Below are 23,792 nucleotides of genomic sequence, written 5' to 3' on the forward strand. Positions count from 1 at the left end.
GGGCGGGTGACGGGCGTTTCCCCGGCGGCGCGGGTGGGCCGCAGGCTCCGGGTGCAGGGGCCGTCGGCGGCCCGGATCCTGGTGATCGCGGTGCTCTGCTGGCAGACGGCGCTGTGGGCCGGTGCCGACCAGCCGCCGGTCTTCGCGGCCATCGTCCCGCTGCTGTGCCTGCGCGGTGACTCGGCCACCTCCCTGGCGGCGCTGCTGCTGCGGATCCTCGGCGTGCTGGCGGGCGTGGCCCTGGGCGTCACCGTGGTCAGCCTCTTCCGGCCGAGCACACTCGTCCTCGCCGTCGTGATCGGGCTGGCCCTGCTGTGCGGGACGGTCATCAGTTCGGGGACGGCCCTGAACGTGCAGGTCGCGGTGACCTCACTGCTGGTCTTCGCCAACCCGTCGCCGGAGTCGTACGGCTTCGCCCGGCTGTGGGAGAACGCGCTCGGGGGCGCCGTCACCGCCGTCCTCGCCCCGCTGCTCTGGCCGCGCAACCCCCGCAGGGAGGCGGCGGCGCTGGCCCGCGGGTGCGCGGACGGTCTCACGGAGGGTCTCGTGCGCACCACGGACGTGATCGGGTCCCCGGACGCGGCACGCGCCAACCGGACGGCGGCGCAGGCGGCGGCGGACCGGCTGCGCGGCTACGGGACACAGGCGCGGGAGGCGGAGAAGGCCCTGCGGTTCAATCCGCTGCGCCGCCGCCACCGCGCCGAGGTGACCGAACTGGGCGGCCGGATCGACCTGGCCGTCCGGGCGGTGCCGCAGCTCCTCTCCCTGGCCGCCGAGGCGGAGTTCTTCAGCGTGCGCGACGGCCCGTCCCCGGTGCTCTCCCGGGCGCGGACCGCACTGCTCCCGGTCGCCGAGGCCACCGGGCACGCCCTGGAGGCGGTCCTCGCGGGGCGGGATCCGGGCGCCGACACGGAAGCCGCCCGCACCGCCCTGGCCCGGTACGCCGAGAGCGACAGGGAACCGCAGGCCGTGGTCCTGCGCAGGCCGTTCACCCGGATCCTGGACCTCTGCGACGGCTCCCGCCCCGAGCGAGCCCGGAGCCGGCCGCCGTGAAAGATCCTGCCGAGGACAGATCCGGCCGGGCGCACGAGGATGGAGACGCTGGGGTGTGCCGGGTACGCGGGAGGCGACCATCGGTGCGGTTCTCGGGGACGTGCTGGGTTTCGCGGCCGCCGTCGCGGTCAGCCCGCTCCCGGTCATCGCGGTGATCCTGATCCTCGCCACACCCCGGGGGCGCCGCAACGGCGTGCTGTTCACCGTCGGCTGGGTCCTGGGGCTCGCGGTGCTGGGCGCGGTGATGCTGGCGATCGCCTCCCCCGCCGGCGCCTCCGCCCACAAGCACCCGGCCACCTGGGTGGGAGCCCTCAAGCTCGCCCTGGGCCTGTTCCTCCTGGCCTTCGGCGCCCGGCTGTGGCACCGGCGCCCACGCGATCCCTCGGAGGCGCGGCTGCCGAAGTGGATGAGCGCCATCGACCGCCTCACCCCGGCCAAGATCTTCGCGCTGGGGGTGGGCCTGGCCGCGCTCAACGCGAAGAACGCCCCGCTGACCATCGCCGCCGGGGCCGCCATCGGCTCCGCCGGACTGCCGGTGGGCCAGCAGATCGGGGCCCTGGCGGCCTTCGTGGTGGTCGCCACCCTCGGTCTGCTGGCCCCACTGGGTATTTTCCTGCTCGGGGGCGAACGCGCCAGGACCACGCTCGGCGACTGGAAGGACTGGGCGGCTCAGCACAACGTCGCCGTGATGGCGGTCCTCTTCTTCGTCCTCGGGCTGAAGCTGCTCGGAGACGGCGTCTCCGTCCTGACCTCCTGACCGACCCGGTGGCGGAGCCCGCCAACGGTCACCAATAGTGACGTCGACCGGCGACCGCGTGTCCCGTGGATCCCAAGATCCAGAAGACGGCCCCGACGACGAGCAGGATGATGCCCAGCGTCCACAGGATGGATATGCCCGTGAGGAATCCGACGATGAGCAGGATGACACCGAGTGCGATCATGACCGTACCTCCTAGCGCGTTCCACGACCTCTGTCGGATTTCCGGGTTCCCCGGAGCGGCGCGGTCACACCGCAGCCGTTCGACCAGGTGACGGGGAAATCGAAAGAGGTGCTGTACGAGTCGGGCCGGGCAGCGTGTCGACCTCGTCGAGGACCGGCTCCCCGTCCTCTCCCCGTCGTCTTCCCGTCCTCTCCCCGTCCTCCTTGAGCGTGCCGCCGGCCGAGGCGGCACGGTGTTGCCGCCGCGTACAAGGATTTCGATACGCCGGCCATAGGTGCGGGCCCCTAGCCTCGACGGCATGCGTGTGCTGATCGTCGAGGACGAGCCCTATCTGGCAGAGGCCATCCGTGACGGCCTGCGCCTGGAGGCGATCGCCGCGGACATCGCGGGGGACGGCGCCACCGCGCTGGAACTGCTGAGCGTCAACAGCTACGACATCGCCGTGCTCGACCGCGACGTCCCCGGACCGTCGGGAGACGAGATCGCCCGGCGCATCGTCGCCTCCGGCAGCGGGATGCCGATCCTCATGCTCACCGCGGCCGACCGCCTCGACGACAAGGCGTCCGGCTTCGAACTCGGCGCCGACGACTACCTCACGAAACCCTTCGCACTCCAGGAACTCGCGCTCCGGCTCCGGGCCCTGGACCGCAGGCGCGCCCACAGCAGGCCCCCCGTACGGGAGATCGCCGGGCTGCGCCTCGACCCGTTCCGCCGGGAGGTCTACCGGGACGGCCAGTACGTCGCGCTGACCCGCAAGCAGTTCGCCGTGCTCGAAGTCCTCGTCGGCGCCGAGGGCGGCGTCGTCAGCGCCGAGGAGCTCCTGGAACGCGCCTGGGACGCGAACGCCGACCCGTTCACCAACGCCGTACGCATCACCGTCTCGGCCCTGCGCAAGCGCCTCGGCGAGCCCTGGATCATCGCCACCGTCCCCGGCGCCGGGTACCGCATCGACACACAGCCGGGACCCGGACGCCAGGGAAGGTGAGCGGGGCGGTTCGCGGGGCGGGCGCGCGGACGGTTCACAGCGCGCACGTGCTGACCCTGCCGTCCGCACAGCGCCCCGAAGGGGTGCGGGCCCGCGGCTCCGCCACGCGGGCGCGACCAGCCGCAACGGCGTCGCGGACGGCAGACGGCACGTGGCGGCGCGTCCGGCGGAGCTACCCCTGCCGGACGGGCCCCGACCGCCGGCTGTCGAGCGCCCGGTCGAGGGTGAGGGCCGAGTCGATGAGGGCGAGGTGGGTGAACGCCTGTGGGAAGTTGCCCAGCTGACGTCCCGTCGGGTCGATCTCCTCGCTGTACAGGCCCAGATGGTTGGCGTACCCCATCATCTTCTCGAACACCAGCCGCGCCCGGTCGGTCCGGCCCGCCCGCGCCAGGGCGTCGACGTACATGAACGTGCACAGCGAGAAGGTGCCCTCCGAGCCGCGCAGGCCGTCCGGCGAGGCGTCGGGGTCGTACCGGTAGACCAGGCTGTCGCTGACCAGTTCGTCCTCCATGGCGTCCAGGGTGGTCGACCACATCGGGTCCCCGGGGGTGAGGAACCCGACCGTCGCCATGCGCAGCAGCGAGGAGTCCAGGACCTCGCTGCCGTAGTGCTGGACGAAGGCCTGCCGGTCCTCGCTCCAGCCCTTCGCCATGACCTGTTCGTAGACGGCGTCCCGTTCGGCCTTCCAGCGGTCGGCCGCCGACGGCCACCCCTTCGACTCGGCGAGGCGCAGCGCCCTGTCGAACGCCACCCACGACATCACCCGGCCGTACGTGAAGTCCTGGCGGCCGCCGCGGGTCTCCCAGATGCCCTCCTCCGCCTGGTCCCAGTGGTCGGCCAGCCAGTCCAGGTCCGTCCGCAGCGAGGTCCAGCCCGCGTGCCCGAGCGTGAAGCCGTGCCGGTGCGCGAAGTAGATGCTGTCCAGGGCCTCGCCGTAGATGTCCAGCTGGAGCTGGTCGGCGGCGCCGTTGCCGACCCGGACCGGCGCGGAACCGGCGTAGCCCGCCCAGTGGTCGAGGATCCGTTCGTCCAGGTCGGAGGAGCCGTCGACCCTGTACATGATGTCGAGCGGGCCCGTGGTCCGGTGCGCGCCCGCCCCCTCCCTGACCCGGTCGCCCAGCCACATGATGAACGCCCTGGCCTCCTCCGTGAAACCCAGTCCCAGCAGGGCGTACACGGAGAAGGAGGCGTCCCGGATCCAGGTGAAGCGGTAGTCCCAGTTGCGCTCGCCGCCCAGTTGCTCCGGGAGCGCCGCCGTGGGAGCGGCCACCAGCGCGCCGCTCGGGGCGAAGGTCATGAGCTTCAGCGTGATCGCGGACCGCTCCACCACCTCCCGCCAGCGCCCGGTGTAGGTGGACCGCGCCAGCCAGGTCCGCCAGAACACCGCCGTCTCGTCGAAGAGCCGCTCGTGTTCGGCCCGCCGGATCTCCCTGGGCGGCCCCTCGGCACCCGTCTCCAGCATCAGTCCGCGCTGCTCACCGGCGGCCAGGGTGAGCGAGACCCGCAGGTCGGCGTCCTGGCCCGTCATGACGTCCGCGAGCCGCTGGTCCTCGGGCTCCCGGACGGGGTGCACGGTGAGTTCCGTGCCGTCCTCCGCGGCGAAGACGGCTCCGTGCGGGGTGATGTGCAACTGGTGCTTCATGAGCCCGTAGTCGAACCGCGGGGCGATCTCCACGTCGAAGGTCATGGTGCCGCGCACACAGCGGACCAGGCGCACCAGCCGGTGCCGGTCCGTGGCCGTCGTACCGGTCACGGGCATGAAGTCGACCACCTCACCGGCGCCCGCCTCGGTCATGAACCGGGTGACCAGGATCGCCGTGTCGGGCAGGTACAACTGCTTGGTCGAGCAGGTCGGGTGCGCCGGCCGGACCGTGCAGTGGCCGCCCTTGTCCTTGTCCAGCAGGGCCCCGAACAGACTCGGCGAGTCGAACCGCGGGGAGCAGAACCAGTCGACGGCCCCGTCGGTGGTGACCAGCGCCGCGGTCTGCAGGTCGCCGATCAGCCCGTGGTTCTCGATCAGCGGGTAATCGTCCATCGGGGCGCCCCTTCCGGTGTGCGAGTCACCCGAACGCCCCCCCGGGTCAGCCTATGCCGCGGCCCCCGCTCCGGCTCGTCGGGCGCTGACCTCGAACGTCACCGGCCGGGTCAGCGCTGCGCCGGCTGCCAGTACCGGGCGAGGGCCCCTTCGCGGTACGGGGCCGGGCTGACACTGAGGTCGCCGGAGAAGGGGCGGTCCAGGACGAAGACGAGGAGCAGGCTGAAGCCGACGAGCCCGGCGACCGAGGCGACGAAGAGGATCTGGACCCTCAGTTTGCGCATGCCGAACAGGAACGTGAGCGGGACCAGGACCAGTGCGCCCCCGACGGCCAGGGCCTGGAGCAGCGGGGGAAGTTCCTGGCGGGCCATGGTGATGCGGGCGCGCCGCTGGGAGGCGACGTCGTCGAGATGGCCGACGGTCTGCTCGTAGAAGACCTGCTCCTGCTCGCCTTTCGGGTCGTACGTCTGCAACACCTGGAAGGCGGCCTGGAGATGGGTCTCCGTGGCCCCGTAGCTGGGGTGTCCCGCGCGCATCCGCGGCCACTGGTCCTCGACGACCGCGTGGACGTAGCCGCTCATCGCCGAGTCGAGGCGGTCCCGCACCACCGCCGGGAACGCGGCAGCGTCCCGGGTGATGAGCGCCGCGTCGGTGGCCTCGGCGGCGACGATGGTCTGGGTGTCCTCCAGCTGCGTCCACAGCGTGACGATCACGAACGCGAGGATGATCCCGTAGATGGCGCCGAACATCCCGAGCGTCACACCGACCATGTCGTTGTGCTCCCCGCCGGCCAGCGACGGATACCTGCGCCGCAGCAGCACACTGCCGGCGACGGCCAGCGCAACGGTGCCGCCGACGGTCACGACGGCCAACGTGAAGGTGCTGAAATGATTGAGCAGCCAGAGGGACATGGGCCCGGAGTCCAGGGCGGGCACAACACCCCGAAACCGTGGCTGTGCGGGCAACTGAGCCCACACCGGGAGAGGTTCACACCACCGAGTGAGCGGGCCGGTGCGGTACGGAACCTGCGTGCCCGCGCCTAGCGGGCGGTGGGGTCGCGCAACCGCAGGTGGGCGACGACCAGCTTGCCGGTCTCCTGTTCCAGCGTGATCAGCCCTTCGCACAGCCGGGTGACCAGGTGCAGGCCGTGGCCGCCGACGCGGGCGGGGTCGCGGGCGGGCAGGACGGGCGGCCGGCGCGAACCGTCGCTCACGGCGATGCGCAGCAGGCCGGCGTCGGGCGACACCTCCAGGGCCAGACCGCCCGGTCCGGGTGCGTGGCGCACCGCGTTGGTGACCAGCTCACTGACGACGAGCTGGGCGTCCTGGCTCGGCAGGCGGTCCGGATGGTGCCCGGCCCGGGCCAGCAGGGCGCGTACGGCGACCCGGGCGTCGGCGATCGGGCTGTCCGCGGTGTCCCAGGTGAGGCGGTGTCGCAGGGGCGCCCCGGGTTCCTGTTCGTCCGAGGCCCGATTCTTCAGCGGGGTGACCATAGAGCTCTTTCCGTCGGCGTCCTTGTCGTCTCGTCACAGGCGCTCTCGCCGTTCTGCGGATTCGCTTACCCGCCGGTTCCGCGTTCATGAGGCGATCCGGCAAAGCGCCGCGATACCGGCACAACCGGTAAGGACCTTCCCGGTTCGATTCCGGGAAGGCCCGCCACCACCACTGCCTCTTGTGCGACGCGGCCCCGCCGGGGGAGCGCTCAGCGCCATGCCCTGCCCGGCCGACACGCGGATGACCTACGTGGACCACCGCGACGCCGCCGAGGCGCTCGCCGGCGACCGCGCCCGCAGGCGCGCCGGGACGACCTCGACGAGTGCAGGCGGCGCGCCCTCGACCCGGCACCCCACTACGCGACCGGATGCTCCCCGACGACGGCGCATGACGCGGCCATGCCGTGAACAGGGTCACAGCCCGAATTCGAGGGGGCCCTCATGTTAGCCTGGAGGCATGAGCCCGCACGTCCTGCCCGCGCCGAAGGAGCCGGCCAAGCCGCTGCGCCGCGACGCGCAGCGCAACCGGGACGCGATCGTGGCCGCCGCCCGCAAGGCCTTCGCCGAGCAGGGGCTGGACGCGTCCCTGGAGGGTGTCGCCCGCGAGGCGGGCGTCGCGATCGGGACGGTCTACCGGCACTTCCCCCGCAGGCTCGACCTGGTCGAGGAGCTCTTCACCGCGAAGTTCACCGATCTGCTGGCCGCGGCCGAGGAGGCCGCGGCCATGGACGACGCCTGGGAAGCGTTCTGCCACTACCTGGAGCGGCTCTGCGAGCTGCAGGCCTGTGACCGCGCGTTCAACGACCTGGTCTCGGCCCGGCTGCCGGTCCACGCGCTCGGCAGGGGAATGTTCGAGCGCGCGCAGGAGCGGGGCGCCCAGGTCTTCCACGCCGCCCAGGAGCAGGGCGTCCTCCGCGACGACGTCACCCCGGAGGACCTGGCTTTCGTGATCTGGTCCCAGGCCGGGATCATCCAGGCCACGCGCGCCGTCGCCCCCAACGCCTGGCGGCGCCACCTGCACCTGATGCTCGACGCGTTCCGCGCCCAGTGCGCCCATGAGCTGCCGGAGCCGCCGCTGACCCCGCGGCAGGTCGACCAGACCCTCACCACGCTGGAGTGCCCCGAAGCGGAATGCCACGAGTGCCACGAGGAGGCATGAGAAGGCGCAGCCGCCCCGGGTGAGTTCAGTTCCCGGCCAGCAGCTGCGCCAGCTCCGCGTCCAGGTCGAGCCGGGCGGATTCCGCCCCCGGCGGCACCGCGGACCACGTCTCGCGGAGGAAGGACTCCACGTCCCGCGCGGGGAACCGGAGCAGGGCCGACCCGGCCGGCGCACGCAGCGCGACGAAGACCACGTCGCGTCCCGCGTCGGCACTCGGCCACATGCGCACGTCCCCCCGCCCGGTGTGCCCGCGCAGCGCCTCGGCGAGCATGTCGCGGCCGAAGAACCACTCGACCGACCCCTGGCCCGGGGGGTGGAAGACGGTACGGACCGCGTAGGGGTCGTCCGCCTCGTACCGCAGTGCCGCGCGCATCGGCACCGCCATCTCGGGTGACAGGACGAACTCCACGGGGAACTCGCACGTCACGATTCTGACCGCTCTCACTGTCTCACTCCCGCGTCCCGCCGATGTCGGCCCGGCGAACCGGCCGGGCCGGCCTGTGGCCGCATCAGCGCTGGTGCAGGTACCAGTCGAGCTGGTCCAGGTACCAGCGGTCGGCACTGACGGTGACGGCGGCAGAAGGCCGCGCGTGCTCCGCGGGTGCCGAGGTGGTCGCCGCCGACGCCGAGCCGCCGGTTCCGAGAAGGGCTCCACCCGCCACTGCCGTGGCAGCGACGGCGATCGAGACGCGCCTGATCCACCTGTTCATGGTCTTTCCCTTGCCATTTCCTTGTGCTGTGCGGCGCTCCGGAGATTCCGGACGGGCCGCCGGTAGCCGAGCCGCGGGGACATCCGGAGGGGCCCCTCATGTTCGACCTCGCCCAGCGTACTTGAGGGGTGCCTCATGTTTGCGGTGAAGCCCGTCACAGCCCGCCGCAAGCGCCCGATCCGAGGTCAGGGCGGGTCAGTCCGGGCCCCACGAGAAGGCCGCGTCGCCGGCCGTCGCCACGATCGCGTCCCCGCCCGCGGGCCGGTCATCAGTTGGCCACCACCGCGGCCGCCGAAGGCGCCGTGCGCACGGACGCGGACCCGCCTCGCACACGGCCTTCCGGCCGCGGCGACCGCCCGTTGACAGAACCGGCTAACAGCATTAGCTTGAGGCTAACGCTGTTAGCCATTCTGGTCTCCTGGAGGACGCAATGACCGAGTACCTCGCCGTCGACGGCGGCACGATCGCTTACGAGGTGGCGGGGTCCGGCCCGCTGGTCGTCCTCGCGCACGGGATGGGCGACAGCCGCGCCGCGTACCGCGCCGTGGTCCCCCGGCTGGTGGCGGCGGGCTACCGGGTCGCCGCGGTCGATCTGCGCGGCTGCGGCGAGTCCAGCGCCGACTGGCCCGACTGGAGCCGCACCGCCATCGCCGGCGACCTGCTCGCCGTGATCCGCCACCTGGGCGGCCCGGCCGTGCTCGTCGGCCACTCGATATCCGGCGGTGCCGCCACCGTCGCCGCGGCGCTGGAACCCTCGCTGGTCACCGCGGTCGTCGAACTGGCGCCGTTCACCCGCAAGCAGTCGGTCCGCCTGGGCGACCTGCGGGTCGGGCGGTTCCGGCGGGGCATGCTGCGGCTGATCGGCGCGGGCGTGCTCGGCAGCGTGCCGCTGTGGCGGTCGTACCTCGACGTCGCCTACCCCGGCGTGAAGCCGGCCGACTGGGCCGAGCGGCTGGGCCGGATCGACGCCATGCTCCGCGAGCCGGGCCGGATGAAGGCCCTGAAGGGCATGGGCCGCACCACCCCGGCCGACGCCGGCGCGCACCTGGGCAACGTCCGCTGCCCCGTGCTGGTCGTGATGGGCACCCTCGACCCCGACTGGGCCGACCCGCACGCCGAGGGCGCGGCGATCGTCGACGCCCTGCCCGCCGGCCTCGGCGGCCTGGAGATGATCGAGGGCGCCGGACACTACCCGCACGACCAGTTCCCCGACCAGGTGATGTCGCACGTGCTCCCCTTCCTCCGGTCGGCCGCCGCCCGTGCCTAGGAGCGGCCTGGACCCGGCGGCCGTCGTCGCGGCCGGTGCCGACCTCGCCGACGAGGTGGGCCTCGCCAACCTGACGATGGGCCTGCTGGCCCACCGGGTGGGCGTGCGCGCCCCCTCCCTGTACAAGCACGTGGACGGCCAGCAGGACCTCAACCGGCGCATCGCCGCCCGGGCGCTCGGCGAGGCCGCCGACGCCGTCGGCGGAGCGGCCCTGGGGCACGTGGGCCGCGACGCCCTGGCGGCCGCGGCCCGCGCCTTCCGCGCCTTCGTCCTGGCGCACCCCGGCCGGTACGCCGCGACGATCGGCACCGAACCGGCCGGCCGCGACGACCCCCTGGCCGTCGCGGGGCAGCGGCTGCTCGGCGCGTTCACGGCCGTCCTGAGCGGCTACGAGATCCCCGAGTCCGACGCGGACCACGCCCTGCGCACGCTCCGCGCGCTCTGCCACGGCTTCGCGACGCTGCAGGCGGACAACGGCTTTCAGTGGAGCTCCGGCATCGACGAGAGCTTCGACTGGCTGATCGCCTTCGCCGACCGGGGCCTGCGCGCCACCGCACGGCGCACGTGAGCCCTCCGGGGCCGCACCGCCCGCGCGTTCGCGTGCGTCCGCCAGGCTCAGTACGTCGGTGGCAACGGCGTCGTCCCGACCGCCACGGCCCGCAATCCGACCCTCACCGTGGTCGCCCTCGCCTGGCGCGCACCCCCTCGGCTCGCACAGGAACTGGCCGACACACAGACCAGCACCGGGCGGGGTGGTGTGAGGCGTGAGCCGGCGGGTAGTCGGGGCGGGTCGGCAAGGGAGCGGCGCACCACCTGGGGAGGTCGAGCGCCGCTCCCTGCCGGAGTTCACCGTCACCACGTGCGAGGACACGGGCGGCCCGGCGAGCGGGACGACGAGCCTGAACGGCACGACCACGACCGCCGGCGACACCCTGGGCGCCCTCCGTCGCCGGTGCGCACGCGCTGACCGAAGTGCCCGCACTGTGCGGCCGCGCGGCCAGACCCGGCCTGCGCCGAGTCGACGGGGCCGGGCCCGGTCGCCGTTCACCCGTACGGCGTGGTTCCGGTCGTGCGGGTGAGGGTGACGGGCGACGGTGGCAGTCGGCCCCGGCCGTCCGGATGGCGGCGTACGCGCTTCGGCACCGTCACACCGTGAGCCGGACCTGCGCCGTGCCGCCTGGCACAGCAGTGACCCCGATCCCCCGAGCCTCCAACCTAACCCCTTAAGTCGCCTTGACAGGTTATATCGAGCATGCTCGACTGGGCATATAACCACTCAAGCGCGATAGAAGGGTTAGGGAGATGGCACCCGCGGCACCCGCAGTCCACCACCGCACCGCCACCGTCGACGGCCTGGAGGTCTTCTACCGGGAGGCCGGCGACCCGGAGGCACCCGTGGTCGTCCTCCTGCACGGCTTCCCGACCAGCTCGCACATGTTCCGCAACCTGATCCCGGCGCTCGCCGACCGCTACCGCGTGATCGCCCCCGACCACATCGGGTTCGGCCAGTCCGCCATGCCGAGCCCCGAGGACTTCCCGTACACCTTCGACGCCCTCACGGACGTCACCGACGGCCTGCTCCGGCAACTGGGTGTCGAGCGGTTCGCGATGTACGTGCAGGACTACGGCGCGCCCATCGGCTGGCGGCTCGCCCTCCGGGCCCCGGACCGGGTCACCGCGATCATCACCCAGAACGGCAACGCCTACGAGGAGGGCTTCGTCAAGCCCTTCTGGGACGGCGTCTTCGCCTACGCAGCGTCCCCCGGGCCGGAGACCGAGGCGTCGATGCGCGGGGCCCTGACGCTCGAGGCCACCCGCTGGCAGTACCTGAACGGGGTCGCCGACCCCAGCCTGGTCAGCCCCGACAACTGGGTCCACGACCAGGCCCTCCTCGACCGGCCGGGCAACGCCGGGATCCAGCTCGGGCTCTTCCGCGACTACCCCACCAACGTGGACCTCTACCCGCGGGTCCACCAGTACTTCCGCGACTCGCAGGTCCCGCTGCTGGCGGTCTGGGGCGCCAACGACGAGATCTTCGGCCCCGCGGGCGCGGAGGCCTTCCGCCAGGACCTGCCCGACGCCGAGATCCACCTCCTCGACAGCGGCCACTTCGCCCTGGAGAGTCACCTCGGCGTCATCACCGAACACATCCGCGACTTCCTCGCCCGCGCCCTCGCCCTCGCCCTCGCCTGACGCCCAGGACGCCCGGCGGTCACACCTGCCGGCCGGTACTCGAGACGGTCAGTGTCCGCAGGGCATTCCGGGCCTCGACGCGGAAGTGTTCGTCGGCGAGGATGATCCGGTTCTGGGGACCTGCGCCCACGATGCGCCGGTCGCCGTCCGCGAGGTCGCGGAGCAGGTCGAGCTGGGCGTGGGTGAAGGCCGTGGGGCCGAGCGCGACGCAGGCTTTCAGCACGGCGGAGGCGTCGCGCGCGTACGACCCAGCCCGGGCCGCCGCCAGGAGACGGTCGGCGAGTCGCGCCAGGAACGGCACCGCGGGCGCTGTCGCCGAGTAGACCGTGCCCTGGTGCACGATGCTGCTCCACAACTCCTGCTCCGCCTCCGCGGCGGTCTTCTCCACCGGGGACGCGAGATCCCGCAGCAGTGCCGGGATGTCCTCGGCAGAGCCGTAGGCATGGTGAAGCCGTGACCAGTCCGTCTGGTCGAGGCCGGCGAAGACGACGCGGAGATCCATGCCGCAGATCGTGCCACCCGGCACTGACAGCGATCCGTTCTGTCCAGCTCGGTACGCCGCCGACGACTGTCCCGTACTGGATCGACGTCCTGCGCTCGCGGGGCGCGCTCGACACCGGCACCGTCCTGATCTCCGGCACCATCCCCCTGGCCTCCGGCGTCGACCGGTTCGCCGACGGCTGGAGCGTGGAACTGGCCGACCCCGCCACCGGAGACACGATCCGCCTCCACTACGACGTCCAGCCCATGCCGGCCCCCATCGGCTGACCCGACGGCATCCCATGGGCGCCGTCGCGGGAGCACACTGAGGACGGTCCGGCGATGACGGAACGTCTCCGGCGTACGCGCGGGCCGGGAGGTGCGGGATGCGGTGGTGGGCCGGGGGATGGATGGTCGCCGTGCTGGTCGTCCTGACGGGATGCCACGCGTCGGAAGGCGGCGGACCGGCGGGAGGCCCGTCGGAGAACGGCGGCTCGGCGGGGCCGTCGGCCAGTGCGTCGACGGCTGCGCCCACAGCGCCGACCGCGAGCCCGACCGGGGAAAACCCGTCGGCGTCGGCCACCAGCCCCTCCGCCGCACCGGGGAGCTGTGCCGCCGGGCAGGCGAAGGTCACCGTCGGTCCCGGTGACGCGGCCGAACAGCGGCTCTGTGTGCGGCCCGGGACCGTGGTGTCGCTCGTCCTGCGGCCGCGCACGGATGACAAGCGGTGGACGGCCGTGCGGAGTTCCGCGCCGGTTCTCGTCCTCGCGTCCGGCTGGCGGGTGGACGCGGACGGTACGGCTCGGGCCTCGCTGCGGTGTGCGGGGGCCCGGGCCGGTACGGCCGAGGTCAGCGCGTCGGCGAAGGCACCGGACGTGGCGGGTGCCGCGAGGGCCGCCTTCACCCTGCACGTGAGCGTGGTGCCGTACACGACGCAGGGGTGACCCCGGCGGACCGGGGTCACCCCTGTGCGTCAGTGCGTCAGCCGCGTCACCTGCAGTCGCGCACGTCGGTCGTGTAGATGCCGCGGCCGTGGGTGGCCGCGTACAGCGTCCTGCCGTCCGGGCCCAGCTTCAGCTGGAGCACGGCGACGGCCGGGAGGCTGCCGACGCGCTTCCAGGTCGTGCGGCCCGGTGCGCGGTAGACGACCCCGAGGTCGGTGGCGACGGCGAGGCCGCCGTTCGGTGTGACGACCGCGGAGTTCGTCGGCACGTCGGGCAGGTTCTTCGAGATGTCCTTCCAGGTGGTGCCGCCGTCGGTGGACTCGAAGACGTGGCCGACGCCGGCGCCGGGACCCTCGGTCCAGTGCCGGGAGAAGCCGTTGACCGCGAGGAAGACGTGGTCGGCGTTCTTCGGGTCGACGGCGAACCCGGCGAGGTAGCGGTTGGGCACGCTGCCGTCCGCACCCGTGCTCGGCAGGGTGATGTCGTGCCAGCCGGTGCCGTCCGCGTTGCCGACGGAGATGCCGCGGGCGAAGCCCTGGTTGTTGCAGGGGCCGCACCAGGCCGCGTACACCTTGCCGCCCGAGGCCGCGACGGCGGTCGCGGTGCGGCCGGCGCCGAGGTCGTACACGCTGGTCCACTCGTTGCCGCTGCGGATGGCGTAGCCGTGGGTCTGGACCCAGATGTGGCGGCCGCCGGCGATCCAGGTCGAGCTGTTCTTCGCGTCGGCCGTGATCGGGGCGATGAAGCGGGCCTCACCGGTGGCGTTGTCGGCGGGAGCCACGTTGTACGACGTGATCCTGCTGGGGTCGGTGACCCAGCTCCCGTCGTTCACGGCGCAGTTCTGGGTGACCTGGACGGCCAGGTAGACGTACTCCTCGGCGATGTTGCAGCCGTTGGCCGGGTCGGTGAGGGTGTCGCCGCCGTCGCCGCCGAAGTCGGAGCCCATGACCTTGTCGTTGCTGCGCAGGATGGACTGGCCGTTGTCCTGCAGGCCGCCGGTGACGGAGACGCCGCCGTAGGTCAGGTCCTTGCCGACGCCCACCGAGTAGTACTGGAGGGTGTCGATCGTGCCGTCGTTGAGCGAGGTCCAGTCGGTGGCGTGCCCGGAGGCGTCCTGGGAGCCGTCGACCGGGCGCTTGTAGGCGCCACCGTCGTTGCCGACGTAGACGAAGCTCTTGCCGTGGTAGCTGCCGATCGCGACGCCGTGCTGGTCGGAGTGGGTGGTCTGACTGCAGTCGCCCGTCTGCTTGGCCGGGTCGATGTTCCAGCACGGGAAGGAGAAGTTCCAGTACGGGCCGACGGTCGACCAGCTGGTGCCGCCGTCCTTCGTCTCGTAGACCTCCTCAAGACCCGCGTACACGTGCTCCGCGTTCGCCGGGTCGACGGTCAGGAACTGGTTGTACCAGGCCTGCACGCCCGGCATGTATCCGCTGGTGGTGAGCGCCGAGCCGGCGGCGGCCAGACCCCGGTAGTCGGCGATCTTCGTCCACGGACCGGTGGGAGAACCGGACTTGGAGACGTAGATCCCCTCCAGGCCGCTGTCCGGGTTGGTGTTCAGCTGTTCCGGGGACTGGTCGATGGCGTAGTAGCGCGAGCCGTCGGCCGAGCGGGCGAAGGTGACGTTGCCGACGTTGTCCGGGTCGGCGGGCAGATCGCCCAGGCCGCTGGTGATCCGCGTCCAGGTGCCGTCGGAGCCCTTGGTGTAGAAGCCGTTGTAGTCGTCGCCGCTGCGCCAGCCGACCGCGAGGACCACCTTGGACGGGTTCTTGGGGTCGATCGCGATGTCGTTGGCGATGTTCTTGTACGCGGCCGAGGCGTCGTTCGCGAGGGAACCGCCGGGCAGATAGTCGGGGTTGGGCGCGAACTCCAGCTTCCAGGCACCGGTGAGCTTCTTCGTGGAGTGGCTCCACACGCCCTCGCTGGTCGCCGCCCACACCTTGCCGCCGCCGAAGCGCAGCTCGTGGATGGTGGTCGACTCCAGTTCGGCACCGCCGACCCGGCTGCGGGAGGCGAAGGTGCCGTGCCGCGGGTCGGACAGGACGTACACACCACTGCCGAGGTAGGCGTCCGCGTTGGTCGTCGCCTCGCCGGTGCCCAGCCACAACCGCCCCGCGCGGTCCAGCGCGAGTGCGCCGGTGGACTGCGAGGGCAGTTTGTCGCTGATGGGCCGCCAGCGGCCGCCTCCGGTACGCGAGCGCCACACTCCGCCGCCCGCGCTGCCCGCGTACACGTACCCGTCGTCGTCAGCGGCCATCGCGGCCATCCGGCCGGTCACATCGCCCGAGCCGCCGCTGGAGTTGGAGTCGTAGTCCCGGTAGCGCGGGTCGTCCGAGTTGTAGGGCAGGTCGGTGATGTTGCGCCACCTGCCGCCGGTGCTGGACAGGTGGGCCAGGTCGTTCCAGGCGGCTCCGTACGCGCCCGGTGCGACGACGCCGGGTGAGGTGCGGGCCTCCGCGTACTGGTCCGCGCCCTCGGCTATCTCGTCGGCCTCGTTGCCGTCGTCACCGCCGTCGTCCTGGGCCTTCGCTTCGGGTCTTGCGGCGCCCACCGACTGCGCCCGCTCGGCGGCGAGCCGGGCGAGCGCGCGGGCCCCGAAGGGACCGCTGTCCCGGCCGGACGCCGCACCGGCGGGTATCGCCACGAGTGCGGCGGATGCGGTGATGGCGCAGATCGTGAACCAACGTCTCTTGCGGGTCGGTGCTGACACCGGGACCTCCCCCAACGGGAACGTGTACAGCCGTCGGGGACGACCCGATCACCGCCGGCGGGTGACGTCCGACATTTGAGCATTCCTTGACCAGAACCTGTCACTTCGGATGGCCGGAAGGCGCCCGGTCCGTCACCCCGACGCCGGGGAATCCGGTCAGACCGCCGCGGTCCGCGGGCGGGCGACCGCCGGCACCGCACAGGCGAGGACCGCCGCGACGCCGCAGGCGACCAGCGGCGGGAGGTGGCGGTCGATCCGGAAGAGCGGGCGCGGCCGGTGGCCGAGCGCCTCGTACGGAACCAGCCAGACGAGGCGCTGGGAGGAACGTCCGAACCGCCGACCGTGATCCTTCGGGCCCGCTCCGGTCACCGCGGCGGACCGGCGGAGAGGAAGGGAGCCAGGAGCGCGAACAACGCGTCGGGACGGTCGAGGGGGATGCTGTGGCCGCAGTCCTGGAGGTGGTGCCCGAGCAGGTCATCGGCGATGGGGCGGAGTTGGCGTTCGAGCCCCCTGCCGACGGGCTGAGAGCCGACGGCCGTGGTGGGCATGGTCAGCCGAGCCGTCGCGACCGCGTCCCGGATCTGCTGCGCGCTGGTGGGCAGGGCCCGGTGATAGGAGAACGCGCAGCTCAGGGCCTCAGCCCCGGTGTACGCGTGGACGAAGGCCGCACGGATGTCGGCAGGTGCTCCTCGCCCGAGCGTCCCCGAGTCGAGGAACCAGTCGACGTACGGGGCCTCGTCGCCGGCCAGGACGGTCTCGGCGAGGCCGGGCACGGCGGTGCGCTTGGCGGAGCTGAAACGCCGGATGCCCGGTGTGTCGCAGAAGATGCTGTCCGTGACGCTGCGAAGCCTGACCCGCGACGGGCTGGTGTCGCGCCGGGTCGAACCGACCGTGCCGCCGCGGGTCTTCTACCGACTCACCGGACTCGGGCTGTCCCTGGAGGCCGCGCTTGCGGGACTGCGGACCTGGGCGGAGGAGCACATGGCCGAGATCGACCGCGCCAACGAAGCCGCCGCCGAGGAAGCCGATGAGGGGTAGGCAGGCCGGTCCCACGCTCAGTACTGGTGGCTGGGGTCCTCGATGTGGCGGTTGGGCACGTCGTTCCCCGGTGATCCGCGCATGGCTGCGTACCGCTGCGCAACGAGAAACGCGTCGGCGCCGGCATCGCCGTGGTGCCGCGCGTCGTTACCAGCCGAGCGCGTCCTCGTCGGCCCGCGCGTCCCGGGGCGGCGCGACCGGGGGTGCGTCGTGGCAGGTGAACCCGAGGCGGGTCAGTGCACGGCGCATCTCGAACGACGTGAAGTCCCGGCGGTTCTGTCTGGTGATCACTTCCCCGACCTGCATCACGGGGTAGATGCGACCCTCGATGGTCACGGACACACCGGTGACGGGTTCGGGCCGGATGCCGTTCATCGACTGCTCGACCTCGCTCTTGGTCAGGTCGAAGGGGAAACGGGCGATGACACAGCGCATGGATGCCTCCGCAGGGGTGAGGGAGAACGTCGGGGAACGGCTCTGGAGAGGCCGGACGCGCGGCGGCGGCCGGTCGGAAGGGGTCAGGGGGTGAGCGCGAGCACGCCCAAGGCGTAGCCGTGGTCGTCGACCACGGGGGAAACGTTCAGTATCCGTACCCGCATGGCGGCTTCCGCGTCACCGAGTGCGGCCGCCGACGCGGTGAAGGGGCCGCGGTCGAGCGGGATGTCCCGCAGCCGGGTGCGGTCGCTGAACCAGGAGCCGCCACGGTGGGCGGTGAGCTGGGCCCGGGTGACCAGTCCCGCGCACCGCCCGTCCTCGTCCTGGAGGAGCAGGTGCGGGACGCGAGCCCCGATGAGCACGGACAGGGCCACGTCGACCGCCATGTGGTCGTCGACCTGTGGCCCGGGGGCGTGGAGCATGGCGTCGCGCGCGGTCAGACCGGTGCCGTCGGCCCGGCCGGACCGGTGTGCTCGGGGCAGAACCGTCGTCATCGGCGGAATCGATGTCATGGGCGTCATGGGCGTCCTCGGCGTACTCGGCGTACTCGGCGTCAAGGGCTTCTCCTCTTCGTCGGGGCGGGCAGGAGGGCGGCGTGTCGACCCGGGTACCGGGTGCGGGGAGCGGGGCGCCTTCCCCGTGGCCGGGCTATGTGGTCGGCCCGGGGGCGGAGCGCCGGGCTCGGGCCGCGGCCCGGCCGTTCCCGCCCCGTCCGGGGACGCGTTCCCTGCGGTCACGGCCGGCGGATCCCCTGGCCTCGCGCCGTTCGGCGTCCGGCGCGCGGACGGTGACCGGCACGCCGGACGGGGTCCGGGCTCCGGTGATGGCGTGCAGTTCGGCCGCGCCGGGGCGGACCAGGGCCGTGCGCGGGGTGATGCCGGCGTCGGCCATCAGGCGGTCCACCGCTCGGCGCTGGTGCGGCAGGACGAGGGTGACGACGGTGCCGGACTCGCCGGCCCGGGCGGTACGGCCGCCGCGGTGCAGGTAGTCCTTGTGGTCGCCGGGAGGGTCGACGTTGACGACCAGGTCGAGGTGGTCGACGTGGATTCCGCGGGCCGCGACGTTGGTGGCCACCAGGGCCGTGACGTGGCCGTCCTTGAACCGGGCCAGCGTCCGGTTGCGCTGCGGCTGGGACTTGCCGCCGTGCAGGGCCGAGGCGCGCACTCCGACGGACAGCAGGTGCTCGGTCAGCCGGTCGACCGCGTGCTTGGTGTCCAGGAACATGATCAAGCGGCCGTCGCGGGCTGCGATCTCGGTCACGGTGGTGTCCTTGTCGGCGCCGCGCACGTGCAGCAGGTGGTGCGCCATGGTGGTGACGCTGCCCGCCGGCGGGTCGACCGAGTGCACCACGGGGTCGTGAAGATAGCGGCGCACCAGGAGGTCGATGTCACCGTCCAGGGTGGCCGAGAACAGCAACCGCTGCCCACCCGACGGGACCTGGTCGAGGAGCCTGGTCACCTGCGGCATGAAGCCCATGTCGGCCATCTGGTCGGCCTCGTCGAGGACGGTGACGGCTACCTGGTCCAGTCGGCAGTCCCCCCGCTCGATGAGGTCCTTGAGGCGGCCGGGCGTCGCGACGACGACCTCGGCCGCGCCGCGCAGAGCACTCGCCTGGCGGCCGATCGACATGCCGCCCACCACGGTGGCGAGCCGCAGCCGCAGGGCGCGGGCGTAGGGCGCGAGCGCGTCGGTGACCTGCTGGGCCAGTTCCCGGGTGGGGACGAGGACGAGGGCGAGCGGCTGCCGGGGCTGGGCGCGCTGCCCTTCGAGACGGGCCAGCACCGGCAGGCCGAAGGCGAGCGTCTTCCCCGAACCCGTACGGCCCCGGCCCAGCACGTCCCGGCCGGCGAGCGCGTTGGGCAGGGTGGCCGCCTGGATCGGGAAGGGCACGGTCACACCCTCGGCGCGGAGCGCGGCCAGCAGCCGTACGGGCATGTCCAGTTCGGCGAACGCCTCGACCGCGGGCAGCGGTTCGGTCAGGGTGACGGGCGGGGCGAATTCCTGTCGCCGTGCGGTGGGGTTCGCTCCCTGACGGCTCTTGGGCCCGGTGCCCGGACGAGGACCCTGGTGGCCCGTCTCCTGCGTGCGGAAACGGCTTCCGCGCGGGGAGCCTGCCGAGTGCGGGGCACTCCCGTTCACGCGGGAGCGACCGGAGGTGCCGGTGGTAGGACGGGTGCGGTTCAAGAAGGAACCTTCCTCGATACGGCGTATCGAGGAATTCCGTCCGACGGCGGGCGGCCGTTCGAGGAATCACAAGAATGAGCCGAAGAAAAAACGGAACGCCGGGGCTCTCGGTACCGAGGCCGCGACTGTCGTCAATCCGGAGACCCGAAGGCCCCGGAGACGCGCGGGAGACCCAGAGACCCCGAAGGCCCTGGAGATTCGGAAACCCCGGAAACCACGGACATCGGATCCAGGTGTCGGGGTGTGCGGGTAACGCAATGGCTGGGGCCCGCACCCCAGGAGCGCGGGCCCCAGCCATGTGATGCGCGAGCCACTGGCTCGCGACGCTGCGCGTCAGTCTCAGGCAGCTACGATGTTCTCGGCCTGCGGACCCTTCGGGCCCTGGGTGACGTCGAAGCTGACCTTCTGGCCTTCCTGAAGCTCGCGGAAGCCGCCGTTGCTGATGATGTTCGAGTAGTGCGCGAACACATCAGCGCCACCGCCGTCCTGCGCGATGAAACCGAAGCCCTTTTCCGCGTTGAACCACTTCACGGTGCCAGATGCCATATTGAATCTCCCTCGGGGGGCATTATCGGACCCGCACTTTACGGGGCCGAGTCGCCGCTGTGATCACCCCTCCGGAAAGATCCGGAAAGCTATGCAAAGAAAAAACCTCTGGTAACCAAAACTGCAACGGCTATCACGCTAACACAGCCGGGGAGGAACCGGCCATACGCTTTCGGGTCGACCAGGTAATTCTCTTCCCGCCGGAGCCGGTATTTCTGCAGCGGCGGGACTAGATATTCGCGTCGCCCTCGTCCAGCTTCCGGCGTATTTCGCGGTTCAGCCGGAGGGCGTCGTCCAGTTGGTCCTCAAGGGAGATGATGCGGCACGCGGCCTCGATGGGCGTGCCCTGGCCGACCAGCTCGCGGGCACGGGCGGCGACGAGCAACTGGCGGCGGGAGTACCGGCGGTGTCCGCCGTCCGAGCGCAGGGGGGTGATCAGCCCGGCCTCACCGACGGCTCTCAGGAAGGCGGGGGTGGTGCCGAGCACGTCGGCGGCCCGGCCCATGGTGTAGGCGGGGTAGTCGTCATCGTCGAGGTTGCCGATGACGGGGTCGTTCTCGGCGGGCATGACACCTTCGTTCCGGGAGCTCTGCGGAGGACTCAGAGTGGGTGACACCCGTACTCCGAAGGAATCAGCACCATCTGCGTCGTCGCCACAACCCTATCCGCGGCGGGCGCGGACATGTGGACCCGCCGTGACAGATTTCCTTCGGGGCGATTCGGTGTCCGGCCGCCGGCTTCCCGTGCCGGGCCCGGCGAGCCGCCGGACTCGTCACCCGCCGGCGATGACGGCCCCGCTTCGGGGGCGGGGCACCGGCGCGTCGGTGCCATGGACGCGCTGGAACAGCTCTCACCACTCGTCCGGCACCAGCCGCTCAACGACCGATGCCACGACCGACGGCGCACCGAGCCGCATGAGACGACGTCCTATTCGTGGTCGGTGGAGAGGGCGATGTGCCGGGCGGCGTCCATGTCCTTGCGGAAGGCGTCCAGTTCGGCGTCGAAGGCTTGCGGGGTGTCGGCTCCGAGCGGGAGGCGCAGGGGCGGTTCGGGGGCGGCGGCCGTCTCGACGACGGCGCGCGCGGCCCTCGCCGGGTCGCCGGGCTGGGCGTGGTGCAGGCTCGCGGCGGCTGTGCGCATCGCGCCGACGGTGGGCGCGTAGTCGTCGACGGTGGGCGCGTAGTCGTCGACGGTCCCGGGGCCGGTGCGCAGGTTGGCGGGTCGAGGAAGTCGGTGCGGAAGAAGCCCGGTTCCACGAGCGTGACGTGGATGCCCAGCGGACGTGGTGCCCGCGCTGGAGGAGGAGTTCGGTGGTGTGGCCGCCGGTCCTTGAGCAAGATGCGCGAGCGCGGCGAGCTGCGGCCGGAAGCCGACCCGGCCGCGCTCGCCCACCTGCTCACCGCCGCGTTCCAGGGCGGAGCCCTCCTGGACCAGGCGGCCGAGGACAGCACCCCGCTGCGCGACGCACTGCACGGCGCCCTGGCCTACATCGAATCCTTCGCCGCGGAGGGCTGAACCGCTCGGCACCGCCGGACGCCCGGCGGCAGGAGATGAGAGAGCACGCAGCCCGGTGAGTCCGCAGCGGGAACCGGACGGCACCCGCCCGCTCGCCGCGAAACTCCAGGACCACCGGCTGGACCGTCGGCCCCCGAACGAGGTCGAGCGCCATGGTGGGCAGGTCCCAGGTGGCCGCGCGGGGTGGAAAGGCTGCCGTCGTATCCGCTGTTTCGCAGATCCCCTTCGTGCCGTGCGCCGGTCGCCGGGAAAACAGCGTCGGGGCGGCAACCTTTTCGTCCTCTGCGGCAACTGGGAGCCGGAAGGCCGACTCGAACCACCGGAGGGACGGGCATGAGGGCAACGAAACACGCCGCGCCGCGACCGTGGCCAAGGCGCGGGGTCACCGGCATCCACGGGGAGCGGCTGACCGTCGACGGCACCGCCGTACAGCCGGACGTCGCGCAGCCGGCCGGCGTCCAGTTCGTCCGGCATTGACCAGCCCGCCGGCCGGCCTTCACCGGCCCGGAACCGAGCACGACCGCCGTTCGGATCCCGGGCTGGGCACTGTTACGCTGCGCCCCCATTGTTAAACGCGCAACTAATGCGCACCTCATTGCCAGGAGAGGGCGGGGGATGCTCCTCGATGACGCGGCCGCGGAGTTCCACGAATTCTTCGAACGCCACTATGCCGAGCTCGCCCGTCTGGCATACCTCCTGACCGGCGAGACCGACGCGGCGGACGACCTCGCGGCGGACGCCCTGGTCGCCTTGTGGCAACGCTGGGACCGGTTGCGGCAGGCCGACCACCCGCTCGCCTACGCCCGCGGTGTGGTGGCCAACCTGGCGCGGGGACGGATCCGCAGCGCGGTGCGCGAGCGACTCAGGATCACGCTGTTCTGGTCCCGCAGCCCCGAGAACGTGGAGGGGCCGGACATGGCGGCCGTGCTGGACGTCCGCGCGGCGCTCGCCCGGCTGCCGTTCCGCAAGCGGGCCTGCGTGGTGCTCCGGCACGCCTTCGACCTGTCGGAGAAGGACACGGCGGCGGCACTGGGCATATCGGTCGGTACGGTGAAGAGCCAGACCTCGAAGGGGATGGCCGAGCTGGAAAGGATACTGGGCGCGCGAGCGGTCGGGGACCTGGTGGCAGGGAGGAGGAACCGGTGAATGAGGAGATCGCCCGTCGGCTGCGCGAGGCCGCCGAGGCCCACCGGCCCGACCGTGCGAGGATGCTGGCCCGGGTGCAACGCGGCATGGCCGGCCCCGCCGTCCGTCACCGCGCGCGGCCGTTCGCGAGGTCCGGGACCAGGGTCGCGCTCGCCGGGCTCGCCGCCACCGGCATCCTGGCGACCGGCGGCCTCGCCGTCGCCGCCATCGTCGCGAAATCGTCGCCGTCGGCCACCGTGACCACGCCTGCCACCCCCTCCCCGACCGTCAGCTCCCCGCGCCCGGCGCCAGGCCGCCACACCCCCGTCGCGCCGGCCCCGGCCATCACCCCCGGCAGCACGCGCCCGGCTCCGCCTGCCGCCAGTCCGTCGCCGACCGCCGACACGAGCCGGAACGGGCCGCTGTCGTCGGCCGGCTCGGTGGACCCGCACAGCACCGTCTACTGGACGCAGAGCAACCTCGCCCTCAGGACGACCCAGCCGCTCACCTCGCTCACGGTCGAGATGCGGATCGTGCAGACCGGCGGGGTGAAGACCACCGGCACCTGGCAGACCCTGCCGAGTGATGACTTCACCGTCACCACTCAGGAGGCCGGCGGCACGCTGGTCTACCGCTGGGTCCTCAAGCCGGGCCTGACCGTGCCGGCCGGGAGCCACGAGTTCGCCGCCCAGTTCAACAACGGCGCCGGCGTGCGCGGCGCCGGGGGCGACGGCTACCGCGTCGACGCGCAGGGTTCGGGCGGCTCCGCGTCGGTCCGGGGAGGGTTCGTCCCGACCCGGTGAACGCCGGTGCGGCAAGGGGAGGAGCCACGGGGACCTGGTTCGCACCCATCCCACGACCGTCGACCCCTGCGACCTCCACGGTGATCGCGACCGGATGGAGGTGCCTGGCCGCGAAGTCCGCAGCCCGATGAAGAGGGCGAATGCACGGACGAATGCGCCCCCATCGAGGAGATGGGGGCG

29 protein-coding genes and 1 pseudogene are annotated in these 23,792 nt (G+C 72.3%); 14 read left to right on the top strand and 16 right to left on the bottom strand.

Annotation, left to right across the window (positions count from 1 at the left end; genetic code table 11):
- The first annotated feature begins 6 nt into the window (after nt 1-6).
- The gene (locus BLW82_RS20135) at nt 7-1,053 is read left to right on the top strand and encodes an FUSC family protein (protein ID WP_107408561.1); all 1,047 of its coding nucleotides are present in this window, start codon (nt 7-9) and stop codon (nt 1,051-1,053) included.
- Nucleotides 1,054-1,108: 55 nt separating this feature from the next.
- Nucleotides 1,109-1,810, top strand: a complete 702-nt coding sequence (locus BLW82_RS20140; RefSeq protein ID WP_256215887.1) for a GAP family protein — start codon at nt 1,109-1,111, stop codon at nt 1,808-1,810.
- 28 nt (nt 1,811-1,838) lie between these two features.
- Here the strand turns inward: BLW82_RS20140 and BLW82_RS43960 are convergent, their stop codons facing one another.
- Nucleotides 1,839-1,994, bottom strand: coding sequence for a DUF6131 family protein (locus BLW82_RS43960; RefSeq protein WP_093500398.1), 156 nt, complete (start codon nt 1,992-1,994; stop codon nt 1,839-1,841).
- A gap of 298 nt (nt 1,995-2,292) precedes the next feature.
- Here BLW82_RS43960 and vanR-Sc point away from each other — a divergent pair, with 298 nt between their 5' ends.
- Nucleotides 2,293-2,979 (top strand): VanSc-type vancomycin resistance response regulator transcription factor VanR, encoded by a 687-nt coding sequence (gene vanR-Sc / locus BLW82_RS20150; RefSeq protein ID WP_093500400.1) that lies wholly within the window; start codon nt 2,293-2,295, stop codon nt 2,977-2,979.
- Between the two features lie 172 nt (nt 2,980-3,151).
- Here vanR-Sc and BLW82_RS20155 read toward each other — a convergent pair whose 3' ends face one another.
- The 3 genes from BLW82_RS20155 to BLW82_RS20165 form a co-directional block, all read right to left on the bottom strand.
- A complete protein-coding gene (locus tag BLW82_RS20155; protein ID WP_093500402.1) occupies nt 3,152-5,014 on the bottom strand; it encodes a glycoside hydrolase family 15 protein in 1,863 nt (620 codons plus the stop codon).
- A 110-nt stretch (nt 5,015-5,124) separates the two neighbouring features.
- On the bottom strand, nt 5,125-5,925 hold the full coding sequence (locus tag BLW82_RS20160; protein WP_093500404.1) for a bestrophin-like domain: 801 nt from the start codon (nt 5,923-5,925) through the stop codon (nt 5,125-5,127).
- 128 nt (nt 5,926-6,053) lie between these two features.
- A complete protein-coding gene (locus BLW82_RS20165; protein ID WP_093500406.1) occupies nt 6,054-6,506 on the bottom strand; it encodes an ATP-binding protein in 453 nt (150 codons plus the stop codon).
- Between the two features lie 457 nt (nt 6,507-6,963).
- Here BLW82_RS20165 and BLW82_RS20170 point away from each other — a divergent pair, with 457 nt between their 5' ends.
- A complete protein-coding gene (locus BLW82_RS20170) occupies nt 6,964-7,665 on the top strand; it encodes a TetR/AcrR family transcriptional regulator (RefSeq protein WP_093500408.1) in 702 nt (233 codons plus the stop codon).
- A gap of 25 nt (nt 7,666-7,690) precedes the next feature.
- Here the strand turns inward: BLW82_RS20170 and BLW82_RS20175 are convergent, their stop codons facing one another.
- Together BLW82_RS20175 and BLW82_RS20180 are read right to left on the bottom strand one after the other, a co-directional pair.
- Entirely contained in the window at nt 7,691-8,110 is a 420-nt protein-coding gene (locus tag BLW82_RS20175; protein WP_371131362.1) for an SsgA family sporulation/cell division regulator, read from the bottom strand.
- 64 nt (nt 8,111-8,174) lie between these two features.
- Complete coding sequence (locus BLW82_RS20180) at nt 8,175-8,375, bottom strand: hypothetical protein (protein ID WP_093500410.1); 201 nt, start codon at nt 8,373-8,375, stop codon at nt 8,175-8,177.
- Nucleotides 8,376-8,805: 430 nt separating this feature from the next.
- On the opposite strand from BLW82_RS20180, the gene BLW82_RS20185 reads away from it, so the two are divergent.
- The 3 genes from BLW82_RS20185 (at nt 8,806) to BLW82_RS20200 (ending at nt 11,835) form a co-directional block, all read left to right on the top strand.
- A complete protein-coding gene (locus tag BLW82_RS20185) occupies nt 8,806-9,642 on the top strand; it encodes an alpha/beta fold hydrolase (protein ID WP_093500412.1) in 837 nt (278 codons plus the stop codon).
- 76 nt (nt 9,643-9,718) lie between these two features.
- Nucleotides 9,719-10,210: a TetR-like C-terminal domain-containing protein gene (locus tag BLW82_RS20190; RefSeq protein WP_093508165.1), complete on the top strand. Its 492-nt coding sequence runs from the start codon at nt 9,719-9,721 to the stop codon at nt 10,208-10,210.
- 734 nt (nt 10,211-10,944) lie between these two features.
- Nucleotides 10,945-11,835, top strand: a complete 891-nt coding sequence (locus tag BLW82_RS20200) for an alpha/beta fold hydrolase (protein WP_093500417.1) — start codon at nt 10,945-10,947, stop codon at nt 11,833-11,835.
- Between the two features lie 19 nt (nt 11,836-11,854).
- On the opposite strand, the gene BLW82_RS20205 is transcribed toward BLW82_RS20200, so the two are convergent.
- Entirely contained in the window at nt 11,855-12,337 is a 483-nt protein-coding gene (locus tag BLW82_RS20205) for a hypothetical protein (protein WP_093500419.1), read from the bottom strand.
- Here BLW82_RS20205 and BLW82_RS45550 point away from each other — a divergent pair.
- Nucleotides 12,289-12,603, top strand: a complete 315-nt coding sequence (locus BLW82_RS45550; RefSeq protein ID WP_256215888.1) for a DUF2848 family protein — start codon at nt 12,289-12,291, stop codon at nt 12,601-12,603. The two genes, BLW82_RS20205 and BLW82_RS45550, sit on opposite strands and share 49 nt — an antisense overlap.
- A 98-nt stretch (nt 12,604-12,701) precedes the next feature.
- Nucleotides 12,702-13,259 (top strand): hypothetical protein, encoded by a 558-nt coding sequence (locus BLW82_RS45555; protein ID WP_256215889.1) that lies wholly within the window; start codon nt 12,702-12,704, stop codon nt 13,257-13,259.
- 46 nt (nt 13,260-13,305) lie between these two features.
- Here BLW82_RS45555 and BLW82_RS20220 read toward each other — a convergent pair whose 3' ends face one another.
- The 3 genes and pseudogenes from BLW82_RS20220 to BLW82_RS20230 form a co-directional block, all read right to left on the bottom strand.
- Nucleotides 13,306-15,966 (bottom strand): WD40/YVTN/BNR-like repeat-containing protein, encoded by a 2,661-nt coding sequence (locus BLW82_RS20220; RefSeq protein ID WP_093500421.1) that lies wholly within the window; start codon nt 15,964-15,966, stop codon nt 13,306-13,308.
- Nucleotides 15,967-16,122: 156 nt separating this feature from the next.
- Nucleotides 16,123-16,335, bottom strand: coding sequence for a hypothetical protein (locus tag BLW82_RS20225; protein ID WP_093500423.1), 213 nt, complete (start codon nt 16,333-16,335; stop codon nt 16,123-16,125).
- Nucleotides 16,332-16,742: pseudogene (locus BLW82_RS20230) on the bottom strand (alpha/beta hydrolase); the annotation flags it as partial. The pseudogene BLW82_RS20230 and the gene BLW82_RS20225, both read right to left, overlap by 4 nt.
- On the opposite strand from BLW82_RS20230, the gene BLW82_RS20235 reads away from it, so the two are divergent.
- Entirely contained in the window at nt 16,639-17,004 is a 366-nt protein-coding gene (locus BLW82_RS20235; RefSeq protein WP_371131363.1) for a winged helix-turn-helix transcriptional regulator, read from the top strand. The pseudogene BLW82_RS20230 and the gene BLW82_RS20235 sit on opposite strands and share 104 nt — an antisense overlap.
- A gap of 147 nt (nt 17,005-17,151) precedes the next feature.
- Here the strand turns inward: BLW82_RS20235 and BLW82_RS20240 are convergent, their stop codons facing one another.
- The 6 genes from BLW82_RS20240 to BLW82_RS44500 form a co-directional block, all read right to left on the bottom strand.
- Nucleotides 17,152-17,439 (bottom strand): SCO5918 family protein, encoded by a 288-nt coding sequence (locus tag BLW82_RS20240; protein WP_093500427.1) that lies wholly within the window; start codon nt 17,437-17,439, stop codon nt 17,152-17,154.
- An 83-nt stretch (nt 17,440-17,522) separates the two neighbouring features.
- Complete coding sequence (locus BLW82_RS20245; protein WP_093500429.1) at nt 17,523-17,933, bottom strand: CBS domain-containing protein; 411 nt, start codon at nt 17,931-17,933, stop codon at nt 17,523-17,525.
- A gap of 154 nt (nt 17,934-18,087) precedes the next feature.
- A complete protein-coding gene (locus BLW82_RS20250; protein WP_093500431.1) occupies nt 18,088-19,623 on the bottom strand; it encodes a DEAD/DEAH box helicase in 1,536 nt (511 codons plus the stop codon).
- Between the two features lie 339 nt (nt 19,624-19,962).
- On the bottom strand, nt 19,963-20,169 hold the full coding sequence (locus BLW82_RS20255) for a cold-shock protein (protein ID WP_093500433.1): 207 nt from the start codon (nt 20,167-20,169) through the stop codon (nt 19,963-19,965).
- Between the two features lie 229 nt (nt 20,170-20,398).
- Nucleotides 20,399-20,737: a helix-turn-helix domain-containing protein gene (locus tag BLW82_RS20260; protein ID WP_093500435.1), complete on the bottom strand. Its 339-nt coding sequence runs from the start codon at nt 20,735-20,737 to the stop codon at nt 20,399-20,401.
- Nucleotides 20,738-21,096: 359 nt separating this feature from the next.
- Nucleotides 21,097-21,309 (bottom strand): Rossmann-fold NAD(P)-binding domain-containing protein, encoded by a 213-nt coding sequence (locus BLW82_RS44500; protein ID WP_177233010.1) that lies wholly within the window; start codon nt 21,307-21,309, stop codon nt 21,097-21,099.
- Nucleotides 21,310-21,498: 189 nt separating this feature from the next.
- On the opposite strand from BLW82_RS44500, the gene BLW82_RS20270 reads away from it, so the two are divergent.
- The 4 genes from BLW82_RS20270 to BLW82_RS20280 all read left to right on the top strand — a co-directional run bounded on the left by BLW82_RS20270 (nt 21,499) and on the right by BLW82_RS20280 (nt 23,612).
- Nucleotides 21,499-21,684 carry a hypothetical protein gene (locus BLW82_RS20270; protein WP_177233011.1) on the top strand — a complete coding sequence of 62 codons (186 nt, stop codon included), beginning with the start codon at nt 21,499-21,501 and terminating at the stop codon, nt 21,682-21,684.
- Between the two features lie 333 nt (nt 21,685-22,017).
- On the top strand, nt 22,018-22,161 hold the full coding sequence (locus tag BLW82_RS44505) for a hypothetical protein (RefSeq protein ID WP_177233012.1): 144 nt from the start codon (nt 22,018-22,020) through the stop codon (nt 22,159-22,161).
- Between the two features lie 138 nt (nt 22,162-22,299).
- A complete protein-coding gene (locus BLW82_RS20275) occupies nt 22,300-22,830 on the top strand; it encodes a SigE family RNA polymerase sigma factor (protein WP_093500437.1) in 531 nt (176 codons plus the stop codon).
- Nucleotides 22,827-23,612 carry a hypothetical protein gene (locus BLW82_RS20280; RefSeq protein WP_093500439.1) on the top strand — a complete coding sequence of 262 codons (786 nt, stop codon included), beginning with the start codon at nt 22,827-22,829 and terminating at the stop codon, nt 23,610-23,612. The genes BLW82_RS20275 and BLW82_RS20280 overlap by 4 nt, the downstream gene beginning before the upstream one ends.
- The last annotated feature ends 180 nt before the right edge of the window (nt 23,613-23,792 follow it).

This window comes from Streptomyces sp. Ag109_O5-10, from assembly GCF_900105755.1.
Taxonomy (GTDB): domain Bacteria; phylum Actinomycetota; class Actinomycetes; order Streptomycetales; family Streptomycetaceae; genus Streptomyces.

Excerpts from the sequence above, each read along its gene's own strand:
- BLW82_RS20180 (WP_093500410.1), bottom strand. The coding sequence starts at position 8,375 with ATGAACAGGTGGATCAGGCGCGTCTCGATCGCCGTCGCTGCCACGGCA.
- BLW82_RS20245 (WP_093500429.1), bottom strand. The coding sequence starts at position 17,933 with ATGACGACGGTTCTGCCCCGAGCACACCGGTCCGGCCGGGCCGACGGC.
- BLW82_RS45555 (WP_256215889.1), top strand. The coding sequence starts at position 12,702 with ATGCGGTGGTGGGCCGGGGGATGGATGGTCGCCGTGCTGGTCGTCCTG.
- BLW82_RS20165 (WP_093500406.1), bottom strand. The coding sequence starts at position 6,506 with ATGGTCACCCCGCTGAAGAATCGGGCCTCGGACGAACAGGAACCCGGG.
- BLW82_RS20240 (WP_093500427.1), bottom strand. The coding sequence starts at position 17,439 with ATGCGCTGTGTCATCGCCCGTTTCCCCTTCGACCTGACCAAGAGCGAG.
- BLW82_RS20200 (WP_093500417.1), top strand. The coding sequence starts at position 10,945 with ATGGCACCCGCGGCACCCGCAGTCCACCACCGCACCGCCACCGTCGAC.
- vanR-Sc (WP_093500400.1), top strand. The coding sequence starts at position 2,293 with ATGCGTGTGCTGATCGTCGAGGACGAGCCCTATCTGGCAGAGGCCATC.
- BLW82_RS20275 (WP_093500437.1), top strand. The coding sequence starts at position 22,300 with ATGCTCCTCGATGACGCGGCCGCGGAGTTCCACGAATTCTTCGAACGC.
- BLW82_RS43960 (WP_093500398.1), bottom strand. The coding sequence starts at position 1,994 with ATGATCGCACTCGGTGTCATCCTGCTCATCGTCGGATTCCTCACGGGC.
- BLW82_RS44500 (WP_177233010.1), bottom strand. The coding sequence starts at position 21,309 with ATGCGCACAGCCGCCGCGAGCCTGCACCACGCCCAGCCCGGCGACCCG.
- BLW82_RS20190 (WP_093508165.1), top strand. The coding sequence starts at position 9,719 with ATGGGCCTGCTGGCCCACCGGGTGGGCGTGCGCGCCCCCTCCCTGTAC.
- BLW82_RS20170 (WP_093500408.1), top strand. The coding sequence starts at position 6,964 with ATGAGCCCGCACGTCCTGCCCGCGCCGAAGGAGCCGGCCAAGCCGCTG.
- BLW82_RS20205 (WP_093500419.1), bottom strand. The coding sequence starts at position 12,337 with ATGGATCTCCGCGTCGTCTTCGCCGGCCTCGACCAGACGGACTGGTCA.
- BLW82_RS20235 (WP_371131363.1), top strand. The coding sequence starts at position 16,639 with ATGTCGGCAGGTGCTCCTCGCCCGAGCGTCCCCGAGTCGAGGAACCAG.
- BLW82_RS20255 (WP_093500433.1), bottom strand. The coding sequence starts at position 20,169 with ATGGCATCTGGCACCGTGAAGTGGTTCAACGCGGAAAAGGGCTTCGGT.
- BLW82_RS20155 (WP_093500402.1), bottom strand. The coding sequence starts at position 5,014 with ATGGACGATTACCCGCTGATCGAGAACCACGGGCTGATCGGCGACCTG.
- BLW82_RS20185 (WP_093500412.1), top strand. The coding sequence starts at position 8,806 with ATGACCGAGTACCTCGCCGTCGACGGCGGCACGATCGCTTACGAGGTG.
- BLW82_RS20160 (WP_093500404.1), bottom strand. The coding sequence starts at position 5,925 with ATGTCCCTCTGGCTGCTCAATCATTTCAGCACCTTCACGTTGGCCGTC.
- BLW82_RS20260 (WP_093500435.1), bottom strand. The coding sequence starts at position 20,737 with ATGCCCGCCGAGAACGACCCCGTCATCGGCAACCTCGACGATGACGAC.
- BLW82_RS44505 (WP_177233012.1), top strand. The coding sequence starts at position 22,018 with ATGAGGGCAACGAAACACGCCGCGCCGCGACCGTGGCCAAGGCGCGGG.